Source organism: Streptomyces sp. NPDC107517, from assembly GCF_055582645.1.
The window spans coordinates 1-12,264 of the sequence record NZ_JBVJPM010000073.1; the positions used below are offsets into that span (position 1 = coordinate 1).

The 12,264-nt window shown below is 68.5% G+C and carries 13 protein-coding genes and 2 pseudogenes; 7 read left to right on the plus strand and 8 right to left on the minus strand.

Translation table 11 applies throughout. The features are described 5' to 3' along the window. Positions 1-301 (plus strand): annotated as a pseudogene (locus tag ACZ67T_RS45675) (IS5 family transposase); the annotation flags it as partial. 73 nt (positions 302-374) lie between these two features. Continuing rightward, on the plus strand, positions 375-704 hold the full coding sequence (locus tag ACZ67T_RS45680; protein WP_469992911.1) for a hypothetical protein: 330 nt from the start codon (positions 375-377) through the stop codon (positions 702-704). A 227-nt stretch (positions 705-931) separates the two neighbouring features. Here the strand turns inward: ACZ67T_RS45680 and ACZ67T_RS45685 are convergent, their stop codons facing one another. Further along, positions 932-1,285, minus strand: coding sequence for a hypothetical protein (locus ACZ67T_RS45685; protein WP_469992913.1), 354 nt, complete (start codon positions 1,283-1,285; stop codon positions 932-934). A 629-nt stretch (positions 1,286-1,914) separates the two neighbouring features. On the opposite strand from ACZ67T_RS45685, the gene ACZ67T_RS45690 reads away from it, so the two are divergent. Then, on the plus strand, positions 1,915-3,255 hold the full coding sequence (locus ACZ67T_RS45690) for a COG1361 family protein (RefSeq protein WP_469992915.1): 1,341 nt from the start codon (positions 1,915-1,917) through the stop codon (positions 3,253-3,255). Positions 3,256-3,749: 494 nt separating this feature from the next. Here the strand turns inward: ACZ67T_RS45690 and ACZ67T_RS45695 are convergent, their stop codons facing one another. The 6 genes from ACZ67T_RS45695 to ACZ67T_RS45720 all read right to left on the minus strand — a co-directional run bounded on the left by ACZ67T_RS45695 (position 3,750) and on the right by ACZ67T_RS45720 (position 7,601). Continuing rightward, positions 3,750-4,574 carry a glutaminyl-peptide cyclotransferase gene (locus ACZ67T_RS45695; RefSeq protein ID WP_469992932.1) on the minus strand — a complete coding sequence of 275 codons (825 nt, stop codon included), beginning with the start codon at positions 4,572-4,574 and terminating at the stop codon, positions 3,750-3,752. 211 nt (positions 4,575-4,785) lie between these two features. After that, on the minus strand, positions 4,786-4,992 hold the full coding sequence (locus ACZ67T_RS45700) for a DUF6417 family protein (RefSeq protein ID WP_469992917.1): 207 nt from the start codon (positions 4,990-4,992) through the stop codon (positions 4,786-4,788). A gap of 235 nt (positions 4,993-5,227) precedes the next feature. Beyond that, positions 5,228-5,626 (minus strand): hypothetical protein, encoded by a 399-nt coding sequence (locus ACZ67T_RS45705; protein ID WP_469992918.1) that lies wholly within the window; start codon positions 5,624-5,626, stop codon positions 5,228-5,230. After that, on the minus strand, positions 5,623-5,907 hold the full coding sequence (locus ACZ67T_RS45710) for a hypothetical protein (RefSeq protein WP_469992920.1): 285 nt from the start codon (positions 5,905-5,907) through the stop codon (positions 5,623-5,625). Before ACZ67T_RS45710 ends, ACZ67T_RS45705 begins: the two co-directional genes overlap by 4 nt. 336 nt (positions 5,908-6,243) lie before the next feature. Continuing rightward, a complete protein-coding gene (locus ACZ67T_RS45715; RefSeq protein ID WP_469992921.1) occupies positions 6,244-6,447 on the minus strand; it encodes a helix-turn-helix domain-containing protein in 204 nt (67 codons plus the stop codon). A 524-nt stretch (positions 6,448-6,971) separates the two neighbouring features. Next, positions 6,972-7,601, minus strand: a complete 630-nt coding sequence (locus tag ACZ67T_RS45720) for a TetR/AcrR family transcriptional regulator (RefSeq protein ID WP_469992923.1) — start codon at positions 7,599-7,601, stop codon at positions 6,972-6,974. 148 nt (positions 7,602-7,749) lie between these two features. Between ACZ67T_RS45720 and ACZ67T_RS45725 the strand changes: the two genes are divergently transcribed. From ACZ67T_RS45725 to ACZ67T_RS45740, 4 genes are all read left to right on the plus strand, one after another. Further along, complete coding sequence (locus tag ACZ67T_RS45725) at positions 7,750-8,526, plus strand: SDR family NAD(P)-dependent oxidoreductase (protein WP_469992924.1); 777 nt, start codon at positions 7,750-7,752, stop codon at positions 8,524-8,526. A 129-nt stretch (positions 8,527-8,655) separates the two neighbouring features. After that, positions 8,656-9,321, plus strand: coding sequence for an FMN-dependent NADH-azoreductase (locus ACZ67T_RS45730; RefSeq protein ID WP_469992926.1), 666 nt, complete (start codon positions 8,656-8,658; stop codon positions 9,319-9,321). Between the two features lie 202 nt (positions 9,322-9,523). Then, positions 9,524-10,357: an SDR family NAD(P)-dependent oxidoreductase gene (locus tag ACZ67T_RS45735; protein WP_469992928.1), complete on the plus strand. Its 834-nt coding sequence runs from the start codon at positions 9,524-9,526 to the stop codon at positions 10,355-10,357. 164 nt (positions 10,358-10,521) lie between these two features. Continuing rightward, on the plus strand, positions 10,522-11,280 hold the full coding sequence (locus tag ACZ67T_RS45740; RefSeq protein WP_469992930.1) for a dienelactone hydrolase family protein: 759 nt from the start codon (positions 10,522-10,524) through the stop codon (positions 11,278-11,280). A gap of 443 nt (positions 11,281-11,723) precedes the next feature. On the opposite strand, the pseudogene ACZ67T_RS45745 reads toward ACZ67T_RS45740, so the two are convergent. Continuing rightward, positions 11,724-12,065 (minus strand): annotated as a pseudogene (locus ACZ67T_RS45745) (aldo/keto reductase); the annotation flags it as partial. Between the last annotated feature and the right edge of the window lie 199 nt (positions 12,066-12,264).

Consider the following 12,264-nt stretch of genomic DNA (forward strand, 5'->3'; position numbering starts at 1 on the left):
CGGTGGCCGTTCTCATATCCGGACCCTCACCCCGACGCCGGAACAAACACCCGGATCAGGTGGGAACCGGTACACCACTTCCTTGGACGTAACCGCCGACCAAGCGGGCCACCGCAGGCGGCGGGGGATATCTGGCGGGCGACCTCCGGCCTTTGACCGCGAGGACTACAAGGCCAGGCACGCGGTCGAGTGCGGCATCAACAGGCTGAAGCGCAACCGGGCAGTGGCCTGTCGGTTCGACAAGCTCGCGGTCCGTTTCGAAGCCGCTGCCCTCATCGCCGCGATCAACGAATGGCTGTGACCTGTCAGGAGTGACGGTCCCCCGTGTCATCCTGGCCGCGATCAGGTCAGCGGGTTGAGGGGAGACAGAGCTGATGAGGGCTGCGTACTACCGGGCCGAGAGTGAATGCGGCGACCACATCGATGACCCGTCCGAGGACGCGCTGTTCATGCTGATCGACGACCTCAACGACTCAGACAACACCTTCGTCGTGATCCAGCCCGATGAAGACGACCCGGCCTGGTTCGCCTCCGTCGCGGTCCTGGACGAAGGCGGCTACGAAGTCGTCCGCCGCGACACCACCCGCCGCGAACACGCCGTCGTCACCGAGACCAGCATCGACCCCATCGCCCGCGACCTCACCATCTGGATGGCCGCCCGCAATATTCCCGGACGGCCCACCCAGCACACCAGCGACTTCTAAAACACGGCCTAGCCGCTCGGACCGGCCTCGGCGTCCATGACACCGAGGCCGAGCCGAACCAAGCAACTGGCGCGCTCGGCATACCGAAGTCGACCGCCCCGGCACCGCGGCATGACGGGTCGTACCTGCCACCACCGGACCATGCGACGCCGTCACGTACGACTCGCCACCTGACGTGCTGGCCCTGTGCTCGGTAGAACCTGGCGCGGCCTGCGGTCGATCGACTTTCAGTCGGTGATGTACCAATTGCTCTTGAGGTACTCCAGGGTGCTGCTGCCGAGTTCACTCTCGGAGAAGGTGACGGAGGCCCTGATCGCTTCGGTCGGGATCTCGACCTTGTCGGGGGCCAGCACAGCGACGCGCTGCGGGTCGACCGTCGCGGTTCGCAGGGCCTTCTTCTGCGCAGGCGAGATCATCTGGAACGTGACGACGAACGTCGACGTGCACGGGCCGAACCCCTGGTCCTCTGCCTGCTTCGCGGCGGGCCCGGCCACTTCGCAGACCGTGTCGATGTCCTCACGGCCCACAGCATGGAGGTACTGCTCGTACCGCTTGATCGCGCCCGCCTTCGTCCTGGGCACGGGCTGGTCCCCGGTCGGCTCGGCCGACGGCTTCTCGGTCCGAGGGGACGCGGACGGCGTGGCCGACGGTTCTTCGGGCCGCGCCGATTCGGACGACTGCGAAGGCTTCGCGGCCGTGGACGTGTCGTCTTCCGATTTCTCCGGACCGCACGCGCACGCGGCCAGCGCCACGCAAGTCAATACCGCCACGCTCACCAGCGTCCGAACTCGCATCCAGTCCCCCTCAGCAACAGTCGGCACAACGAAGGACACGCGAGATCTGGAGGAACGGTTCCTGAGCCGGTCCGTATGACATTCGATCGTGGCCGCCCCAGCCGGCACCGAGTCGCATCACGTCACGAACTCCGAGCAGAGCCAGAATTCGGGTTCGGCATCAACGTCCTCGGCCCGTACCGCGGTTTGGCCGGCAGCCGTCGTATTGCTCCTCCAGCGTCTTCTCACCCGACGAACCCGAGCCAGACGACGGACAGTCCCTGCCCGTTCCAGTCCTGCGGATTGAGGGGTGGCCACCGCGCTCGTCGCCGGTCGACGCGGCCGTGATCAACAGCGGTACAACCTTTCCCCTTCAAGATCGTCTACTTGTCGAGGAGTTGGAGCGTCCGGCTCCCCGACACCCCTTGGGGGATGCAATGCACAGAGCCTCCGTCGGCCGCGCCCTGCGGCTGGGAGCGTGCGGTACCGCGGCCGCGGGCCTGTTCGTGATCGGCCTGGGAGCTGGGACCGCAGCGGCCTCCGACACGCTGTGGATCCAGTCGCCGTACGAGCTGAACGTGCCGCTCGGCGTCGACGGCGGCGAGGCCCCGGCCCGCTCACTCGACCTCGGGCTCTACCACGACAACAGCAACGTCTCGGTCACCGACGGGCGGTTGACGATCGACGTCTCCGGACTCGCCGGAGTGGCTGACATCATCTGGCCGGCGAACTGCACGCCCGAGGGCACCGTCGCGGTGTGCACGGTCGACGGCGAGATCCCGGTGACCAACGTCGACGCCGTGCACCTGGGGATCCGGGCCGCCACCGGCGCGCTGAAGGGCGCGCAGGGCACTGTCACGTACACGGCGACGGCCACCACGCCGTCCGGCACGATGAAGTCGCCGCAGGGCTTCAGCACCACGGTGACGGTGGCGTCGGGCCCGGACCTCGCGCTCAACGACCCCGGCAAGGCGGAGGGCGTGCAGCCGGGCTCCAACCTTCCGCGGCCGGTCAGCGTGACCAACGAGGGCAACGAGACGGCGCACGGCTACACCCTGAAGATGAGCGCCTCCTACGGCCTGGACTTCGTCACCTCGTACCCGCAGTGCACGTACCGCAAGGACGAGGGCGATGGCGAGTACGCGCCGATGACGCACGCCACGTGCACCTTCGACGACGAGATCGCCCCGGGAGCCCACGTCGAGCTGCCCGAGCAACTGGTGGTCGCCGTCAACGACAAGGCGCTGTACGAACGGCTCGACCTCAGCGTGGACCCGGCGGGCGGCGTCACCGACATCGACAGCGACGACAACTACGTGGCGCAGGAGGTAGTTGCCGACAACACGGCCGACTTCGCGGTGCGCGGCACCGACGTCACGGGCAGCGCCGGCGAGACGGTCACTGCCGAGGTTCGGTTCCAGAACAAGGGCCCCGCCTGGTTCGGCAACCTGGGCTCCGGCGACCCGGCCGCAGTCGTCGAATTCCGGGTACCGCAGGGAACGACCGTCTCCGACGCCCCCACGGAGTGCCGCCCGCGCACGCTGACCGGCGGCTACTACCCGAACCGGGTGGGAGCCCCGCGCTACGACTGCAACCTGCCGTACTGGGTGTCGGAGAACACCGAGCGTGCCTTCGCCTTCCAGCTGCGTGTGGACACCGTGGTGCAGGACGCCACTGGACCGGTCGTGGTGCGCCCCGTCTTCGGGGAGTTCGCCTTCGACCCGGAGACGAAGAACAACTCCGCGAAGGTCGTGGTGAACGCCACGCCGAAGGCCTGAACCTGCCGCCTCGGCCCGGCCCGGCCCGGCCCGCTGACGGATCAACCGTCCGTGAACCTCGACGTGTTCACGGACAGGGGTATTGCTGAGGGTGGAGCAGCCCTGGCATGAACATCACCTGGACCGGCCGCCCGAGAAACAGCGATTCGCTGCGACGCCGAGGGTGACCGGCCGCACCGAGCTGCGGCGCAAGCAACAACGCCTGGCTTGTGGCGTCTTCGGCAGACCTTGACCTGCCGAAGACGCCGCCCCGGCCCGGCAGCTCAACCGGAGAGACCAGCTGAGACCGGCTCTCCTGACCACGGGGAGCCCCAGCCGATGGAACAGGCCCGGGTGTTCCCCGTTCATGGATTTCCTGCCAACGGGACGACAGATGTGTCGAGTTGGGCGCATGGGCGTCCGGGAGGCGGTCCCGATCGCCGGGAGTCGGGACCGCCTCTCGGCACGTGGTTCGGCCTTCCAGCCGGGCATGGTCTCCGGCAGGCCCGGGTCGCTCAAGGGACGAAGGTGACCTTGAACATGTGGGGCCAGAGCTTGCCGGTGATCAGGAATTGGTTGGTGCCCGGCACGGCGGCGATACCGTTGAGTGCCTGGGCCCTGCGGCGTTCGGACGGTGTCAGCAGCCCGCTGGCGTCGATGCGAGCGGTGACGGTGCCGGTGTGCGGGTCGATCCGCAGGATCGTGTCCGTTGGGTAGACGTTCGCGTATACCAAGCCGTCAGATGCACATTCCAGTTCGTTGAGCCCGGTTACCGGTTGGCCGCCCTGGCGCACGCTGATGCCGCCTGTCACCTTGAAGGTGTCGGGGTCGCGGAAGGTGAGCCGGTCGGTGCCGTCGCTCATCACCAGCGTTTCACGTCCGACGACGCGTTGATGACACAGACCCCATCCCTCGCCTTGGTAGGTGACGCGGCGGCGTTCTGTGAGGGTGATGGGGTCACGCTCGATGGCGATGCCGTCGTGCCAGGTGAGTTGCCAGAGTCGGGCACCGGACACCGTAATGCCCTCGCCGAACAGTGGCGCCGACAGCTTGGCGTAGACAGTGGGTGGCTTACCGGGTGGTCCGGCGCGCAGCGAGGACCGGCCGGTAAGGCCCGTACTTTCGTAGAGGGTGGCGCCGCGGAACTCCAGCCCTTGCGTGAAGGCTCCTGGATCGTGGTGAAGGACCTCTCGCACTGCGACATGCAGAAATCGGACCTGGTGGGCTCGGGACCTGAGGGGAACTTGGCCGCTGGTCGACGCGCCTGTTCGCGCCGCGCTGTCCGAGCTGCTGCCGGCGTCGCACGCCGCGACAGCGCCGGGGAGCAGCGCCGCGCACAACAGCGCCGCCGCGGCTGTCCGTGGGTGGTTACCCGATCCGGTCCTGCGTGGGCCTGCGGCGCCGCTCAAGAGCTTCATACAACCGCCTCTGCTCGACCGGGCCGCCGCAGTGGGATGCGGTGGCCCGGTCCGGTGTGTCGTTGTCAGTTGGTGCCCGCGCTTGTGGCACGGCCGAAGTTCCCCCCCCCGAGCGTGAACCACCGTCTGCGCGCTAGTTGCCCGACGGAATGCGTGCGGCGATCCCGCGGGCGAACCAGTCCGCCTCCTGCGACAACTCGTCCGCCCCTTCGCTCTCGATGAGTTGGAGCAGGCGCAGCAGGTCACGGGCTTCGTCGAGGGTAAGAATCGCCAGACGCCGCGCTGCATCACCCTGAGTCGGGATCAGGTCCGCGACAGCGGTGTGCTCGTTTGCATCCATGTTCGCTTCAACGCATACCAACGCTTGACGGATACATCGAGCGTTGCGAACCACCCGAAGGGCAGACAACGGCGCATCGCGCGAGGGTGGTTTCAGAGCCGCTCGAGGTATGGGACGAATGACGGCTGTCGACGGCGGGAAGTTCGGTCGGCCCGAAATCCGACTCGGGGACCACCGGACCGGGATAATCCGTCACCGACGAGACGCGCCAGGACGTCACCCTGGGGTTCTACGGTCAGTGGAAGCCGAGCATGCCGGGCGCGTTGATGTCGACGGTGACGACGCCGGGCGGATATCGCTGCTCGTCCTCGGTGAGCAGGATCGACATGCCGGTGAACTCCGCGCGGGGCAGGGCGCAGTACAGAGCGTGGCAGGTGTCGGGACTGCCGTAGCCGTCACGGATCATCGTGCCGACGGTGGCGGCGGCCACGGTGTCGAGCGGGTCGACGACAACGGAAGAGAACGCCAGGACGCGGCGGTGCAGGTGTTCCTCGTCGGCTTCGGCCTGCATCAGGCTCAGGGCGGGGATGCGGAGCTGGTCGCCGGGAGTGGTGGCCATGTTTCCGGCGAGCAGGTTCAGCGCCTTGTGCCCGGTGGCGAGGGCCTTGACGGCGCCGGTGTCGAGGACGATCACGCGGCGGTGTCCCGGGCGGTGCGGGCCTTCTCGGCGGCGATCTTGTAGATGTTGCCGAGAACATCAGGGGCCTGGTCGAACTCCTCGTCACTCAGGTCGATCCCGATCAGGCGCCGCACGACCTCCCGGTCCGCGGCCAGCCGCTCCGCGCGCTGCGCCGCAGTCGGCTGCTCAGCGGCGAGCGCCTCGACCAGCTGCCCCAGGCTCAGCCCCCGCTCCCGGGCCAGCTCCGCCAGATGATCACGGACTTCACGCGGCACCTGAATCGTCGTCGTAGCCATAGAGCCACTATAGGCCAGCCACAGCCCCAGGCGGGTCCGAATGCCTCGCAACCGAGCCTCCTCGAATGAGGCCCTCAAGCCGGTCGCGGAGGCCGCGCCCAGCAGACAAGGCCCGGGCGCCGGCAAATGTGAGGCGGGGTCCTCCGTGCTCGCATGCTCACAGGACGCAGCAGCCGTGCCGGGGTAACGCGAAGGGGCGCGCCATACCCACCACGGTGCGCCGCCAGCGCCGCCGCGGTGCGGCACTCGGCACGGATCAAGGCCGACCCGGCCGTGGCGCATTGTGCAATTACCGCCAGCCCGGTCGAGCGCGCCGGCGCAGGCGGGGGCGGACCGTCAGGACGTGGACTTGTTGCAAATGCCGCCGCCGCGTTGGCGCAGGGTGACGCCTGCCTCGGTGAGGATGAGGTGCACGAAGCCGTACGACCGGCCGGCGCTGTCCGCGATGCTCCGGATGGAAGCGCCGCTTTCGTATGCAGCCTTCAGCTCGGCGGCGAGCTTGTCGCGCGCCGCACCGGTGATCCGCTTGCCTTTGTCCATGACCCCTCCCTCACCGTCCGAAGTGGCGATCATCGCGTACCCTGCCGGGGCTCGTCAGGGAATCAGCCTGTTCGGACACAGCCCATTTGCACTGGCCGAACTCGGATACCGCCGCATGCCCACTGCGACGGACAACGGCCTGCTCGCCGTCGTCGCACGTGGCGCTGCCGCGATGTCGAGCTCCATCGCGTCGAGCACCTGCGGCTGAGGACGGCGGCCTTCGCTCCGTGCCAATGGTGGGGCGAACCGTCGACAAGCCACTCCTCCCGCCCCCGTACTGCGTCGATTGACGACGTGCGGGGTCGCAACTGCGCTCTGGCTTGCGAGCCAGGCAGGTGGCAACGCCGCCGATCACCCCGATTCAGCCTGCATCGGCCTGATGTGCGTAAGCCTCGCGAGGCGCGTGCTGCTCCGCTCGCTTCAGAGCTGACCACGCTCGATCGCATCGCTGTGGCGATCTGCACGGCCAGCCCTCGGGTGCTGCGCGAAAACTAGGTCGTCCTGCTGAGGCCGGCGCGGATCCGTCACGGTGTGCCGGTGAGGTTGCCCATGATCGCGTAGAGCTGCTCGGGGGTGAGCGGGGCGGTGGGGAGCGGGTGGGCGGCCTCGGTGCGCAGGCCGTCGAGCATGAAGGCGACGCCGCGGCGCCAGGCGTCGGGGGCGGTGTCCTTGGCGGCGCGGGCCAGCAGGGCGTTGGTGCCGAGGATGAACAGCAGGTCCTCGCCGGTGAAGTCGGGGCGCAGGGTGCCGGCTTGCTGGGCGCGTTCGATGATGCGCTCGGCGGCGTCGTGGGAGCGTGCACAGACGGCCATCAGGCGTTCGGCGTCGGGGTAGCGGCCGGCGACCACGTCGCTGATCGCGGGGTCGGTGGCCTGCAGCTCGCAGAGTTTCTCGATGTAGTACGCGAATCCGTCCCAGGCGTCTTCTACGGTCAGCGCCTGCTGGGCGACCTGTCCGAGCCGCTCGGAGGCCAGGTCGGCGACCACTTCGTCGATGAGTGCCTCGCGGCTGCCGAAGAGGTTGTACAGGGTGCCGTGGCTCACGCCCGCCCGGCGGGCGATCTCTTTGAGCGGGGCGTTCAGTCCGCGTTCGCTGAACAGCTCGGCCGCCGCTGTCCGCAGTTTGTCCGCGTTGCGCTGTGCGTCGGCCCGCATCCGCTATTCCTCCTGGTCGTGTGTTCGCCGTCCATGGTCGCATCTCGCCCAGCCACCTAATTTGACCGCAGGGTCAAGTTAGGTGTTAGGGTCGAAGCGAAAGTTGACCGCTTGGTCAATATAACTCTGGAGCAAGAAGGAGCACCTCATGTCGAAGGTGATCGCCGTCTTCGGTGCCGGTACCGGCCTGGGCGCGTCCGTCGCCCGCCGGTTCGGCCGGGAAGGCTTCCGTGTCGCGCTGGTGGCCCGCCGCAAGGACCGCCTGGACGCCCTGGTCGCCCAGCTCGCGGATGAGGGCATTGAGGCTGCTGCCTTCCCCGCCGACCTGTCCGACCCCGCCTCGGTTCCCGCCCTGATCGACGCCATCCGCGCCCGTTTCGGCCGTATCGACGTCGTCGAGTACGCCCCGATCGGCGGCAGCACGTCCTTCACTCCGGCCACCCAGCTGGACGCGGCCACCCTGGAGAGCTTCGTGCCCCTCCTGCTGCTCACCCCGGTGGAGGTGGCCCAAGCCGTGCTGCCGGAGATGACCGAGCGCGGCGATGGCGCCTTCCTGATGACCACCGGTTACTCGGCCGTCCAGCCGGTCCCCCAGCTCAGCGGCCCGGGCCCGGTCATGGCCGCTGCCCGGAACTGGCTGTACTCCCTGAACGGGGAGGTGGCCGGCGCGGGCGTCTACGCGGGCACCCTCACCGTGGCCGCGTTGATCCTGAACAGCGAGACGGCCGAGCAGGCGGCAGCCGGCCAGGAGGCCGCGGTGCCGGACGGCGACCTCGCGGACTTCCCCACCGTGCACCCGGACCAGCTCGCCGAGCACTACTGGGACATGTACACCAAGCGCGACCGCATCGAGCAGGCCCACCCGGTGGAACTGACCCCGGCCCCTGCGACCGCGTGGAGCCCGCTGGACGGCGGCACCGCGTAACCGGCGGCGCTGCGTGGGGGGCAGTCCCCCTTCGCTGGACCTGCCCCCACGCCCCCGGAGCGGCTCCACCATGACCGCCGCTCGTCCCATCCCCGTTTCCTTGTCTTCACCTGTTTTCGGAGTTATCCCATGGCAACCCTGCTGCACATCGACTCCGCCGTACTTCCCGAGTCCGCTTCGGCCTCCCGCTCGGTCACGGCCGCCTTCCGCAAGGCCTGGCAGGCGCAGCACCCCGACGGCACGGTCATCTACCGCGACCTCGCCGCCGAGCCGCTGCCGTACCTGAGCACGCACGCCGCGACGGCCGCATTCACCGATCCCGCTGAGCGCACCCCCGAGCAGACGGCGGCTTTCGCGCCGAGGCTGGCCCTGATCGAGGAGCTGGAGAGCGCGGACACCGTGCTCATGGGCGCCCCGATGTACAACCTCACGGTTCCCGCCACGCTCAAGACCTGGGTAGACAACGTGGTCCTCCTCGGGCGCACCTTCTCCAACGAAGCGTCCCCGCTCAAGGGCGTCCCCGCGTACGTGGTAGCCAGCCGCGGCGGCTCGTATGCACCGGGAACCCCGCGCGAGGGCTTCGAGTACGTGCAGAACTACCTTCAGGCGGTCCTCGGCGGCATGGTCGGCCTCGAGGTGGAATTCATCGTCCCCGAGCTGACCATGGCTCCCCAGAACCCGGCCATGGCCGAGCTGATCCCGCTTGCCGAGGCGTCCAAGGCCAGGACTCACGAGGAGGCCCTCGTCAAGGGCAAGGCGGCAGCCGCCAAGGCCACCGGCCGCGCCGCCGCCTGATCACTCAGGACGCGGGCCCGCCGCTATCGGTGCGGCTGGGGGCGCCTGCCGCCTGCACATGTCATCGAGGCCGAGAGTCAAGATCCTGAGACCAGGCCGTCGGTGCCCCTCCTTCCGAATGCGCGTGCGCTCGCGTCATGGCTGCGGCGCACCAGAAGCAAACCCAGACCGTGAACGAAACGGACTGCCTAAGGAGGCAAACATGAAGACGGTGGTCATCACCGGCGGAACCGACGGCATCGGGGCGGCGCTGGCACGCCGCTACCTGCGCCAAGGCGACCAGGTGGTCGTCGTCGGCCGCAGCAAGCCCAAGTTCGACGTGCTGGTGGCCGAACTCACCGCCCAAGGCGTGTCGATGGCCGTCGACCACGCGGACTTCATCCGCGCCGACCTGTCCCTGATCGCCGACAGCACCGACGTGGTGGAACAGCTCAAGGACCGCTACAAGAAGATCGACGCGCTCATCCTCGCGGCATCGTTCGTACGCCAGCACCGCCACGTCACCGCCGAGGGCCACGAGGCGTCCTGGGTGCTGTTCTTCGTCTCCAAGTACCTCATGGTCACCGGCCTCGCCCCCCTTCTCGCGGCGGCCGCCCGGCCCATCGTCCTCAATACGGCGGTGCCCGGCACCAAGCTCGACGCGATCGACTTCGACGACCTCGAATCGGAGAAGGGCGGCTTCACCCTCAACAAATCCAACGCCCAGCAGCGCCGCGCGAACGAACTCCTCGGCATCCTCGCCACGCGCAACCCGAAGGTCAGTTACGTCACCTGGGGACCGAAGTTCCTCGTCAAGACCAGCCACGCCGGCGACATGAAGCCGATGATGAAGTGGACCATGGCCCTGCTCACTCCCGTCATCGGAGAAGAGCCCGACAAGGCCATTCCGTCGATCATCGCCCTGATCGCCGATCCGCCCGGCGGACGCAACGCCCACCGGGGCTCCAAGACGGTCTCCGTCAATCAGGGCCCCGACGACGAGCGCGACGCCAGGCGCCTCGCCGCAGCGATCGACAGCTACGCCGCCGCCCGATAGCAGTTCGAGTGGGCCTGCCAGGTGCACGTTCTCGCTGAGAACCGCTACAGCGTGCCGGTGTGGTGAGTACGCGCATGCCCGCAAACCACTGCCGGGGCCAGGAACCGTCAGCTCAGGCCGACGACGCCCCGCCGACACCTTCCCTCCTTTACCAAGGACCTTTCGTGAGCCTTCCCGTGCAGGGATCATCCGTTGACATCCCCACCCCCGACGGAACCGCCGACGCCTACCTGGTCCAGCCCGCGGACGGCCATTCGCACCCCGCCGTCCTCTTCTACATGGACGCGTTCGGACTGCGGCCGCACCTGAAATCCATGGCCGACCGGCTCGCCGCGGCCGGATACACCGTGCTGGTGCCCAACGTCTTCTACCGCCACGGCAAGGCCCCCATCACGGAGTTGCCCGAGTTCATCAGCCACGACAAGCGGGCGGACGTCATCCAGGGCATCACGCCGGCCGCACAGACGCTCACACCCGAGCGGGCGATACGGGACGCGGCCGCCTATCTCGACTGGCTGGCCGCATCCCCATCAACCACCGAGGGCCCCATCGGGCTCACCGGCTACTGCATGGGCGCCGGGCTTGCCCTGCGCACTGCCGGGACATATCCGGACCGCGTCGCAGCCGCAGCCGGATTCCACGGCGCGTACCTGGCGACCGACGCGCCGGACAGCCCGCACCTCCTTGCCGACCGCATCACCGCCGAGCTGTACCTCGGGCACGCCGACCACGACGAGGCCAACCCGGCCGAACAGATCAACTGCCTGGGTGCAGCCCTCACCGACGCCGGAGTCCGCCACCGGAACGAGGTCTACACCAACGCCCAGCACGGCTACACCCAGGCCGACACCTTCAGCTACAACCAGGAGGCCGCCGAGCGTCACTGGACGGCCCTGCTGGACCTGTTGGCCCGCCGTCTCTGACGCCGCCCTGCCAGCACGATGCACGAGAGGGGTGGTGAGCTCGTCCCCAGCCGACGCGCGCTCCCGAGGCCTCCACTTTGCTCCCCGGCTCGCACGGCCTCGACTGCTCCTGACCGGCACGGCGGCGGCCCCGCAGGACAAGGCTGTGGGACAGCACGTCGTGTCGAACTTCTATCGGTCGCTCTGGGACACCCTCACCGCCAGCAACGATCCCGCCCAACAGCTCGTTGGGTGAACCGCCGAATTCGGCGATCCACCCACGACGGCCTGCGCATCCTCGCCTCCTGGGCGGCAGACCAGTACCAGGCCACCGCGGACCCGGCCGAGTGAGGCCACCTACCGCGGGTCATACCGCGGCACGTGTGCGTCAGGACGCCGAATGGCGCCTCCCGTGGTCGCGTGACGCCGGTGCCGGCCCGGCGTGACCGGCCAGTCGGGGCGCGTCAGCGGCGTCGCTGGTCGGCGCGCAGTTCGAAGTCGCTGTAACTGTTGTCGACCGGGTTGACCGTGACGCCGGGCGCGACGATCTCGTCGATGGCGTCGAGCACGTCGGACGACAGCGTGACCGCGGCGGCGGGCAGGAATGCCTCCAGCTGGTCCATGGTGCGCGGGCCGATGATCGCTGAGGTGACGCCGGGGTGGTTGATGACGAAGGCGACGGCCAGCTCGATCAGGGTGAGATCCGCCTTCTCCGCCAGGAGCGCGAGCTGTTCGACGGCGTCGAGCTTGCGCTGGTTGGCGGGGGTGCTCATGTCGAAGCGGGCCTGGGGGCGTGCCGCGGAGGTGGGGTCTTCGGTGGCGTTCTTGCGTTGACTTGCTCCTCGGGCTGAAGCCCGAGGATTCTGGCCTTCTCGATCGTTGCTGTGCCGCTACGCGGCACAAGGTTCGATCGGGAATCCGTGGCTTCCTGCTTCTTCGCGCTGTGCCAGAACGGATTCTGGTCTTACCGGCGCTCCGCAGGCCGATACCGCCAGTCCGGCGGCC

Bases quoted from the DNA above. Each gene is read 5' to 3' on its own strand.
- ACZ67T_RS45680 (WP_469992911.1), top strand. From the start codon at position 375: ATGAGGGCTGCGTACTACCGGGCCGAGAGTGAATGCGGCGACCACATC.
- ACZ67T_RS45725 (WP_469992924.1), top strand. From the start codon at position 7,750: ATGTCGAAGGTGATCGCCGTCTTCGGTGCCGGTACCGGCCTGGGCGCG.
- ACZ67T_RS45710 (WP_469992920.1), bottom strand. From the start codon at position 5,907: ATGGCTACGACGACGATTCAGGTGCCGCGTGAAGTCCGTGATCATCTG.
- ACZ67T_RS45690 (WP_469992915.1), top strand. From the start codon at position 1,915: ATGCACAGAGCCTCCGTCGGCCGCGCCCTGCGGCTGGGAGCGTGCGGT.
- ACZ67T_RS45735 (WP_469992928.1), top strand. From the start codon at position 9,524: ATGAAGACGGTGGTCATCACCGGCGGAACCGACGGCATCGGGGCGGCG.
- ACZ67T_RS45720 (WP_469992923.1), bottom strand. From the start codon at position 7,601: ATGCGGGCCGACGCACAGCGCAACGCGGACAAACTGCGGACAGCGGCG.
- ACZ67T_RS45700 (WP_469992917.1), bottom strand. From the start codon at position 4,992: ATGGATGCAAACGAGCACACCGCTGTCGCGGACCTGATCCCGACTCAG.
- ACZ67T_RS45715 (WP_469992921.1), bottom strand. From the start codon at position 6,447: ATGGACAAAGGCAAGCGGATCACCGGTGCGGCGCGCGACAAGCTCGCC.
- ACZ67T_RS45730 (WP_469992926.1), top strand. From the start codon at position 8,656: ATGGCAACCCTGCTGCACATCGACTCCGCCGTACTTCCCGAGTCCGCT.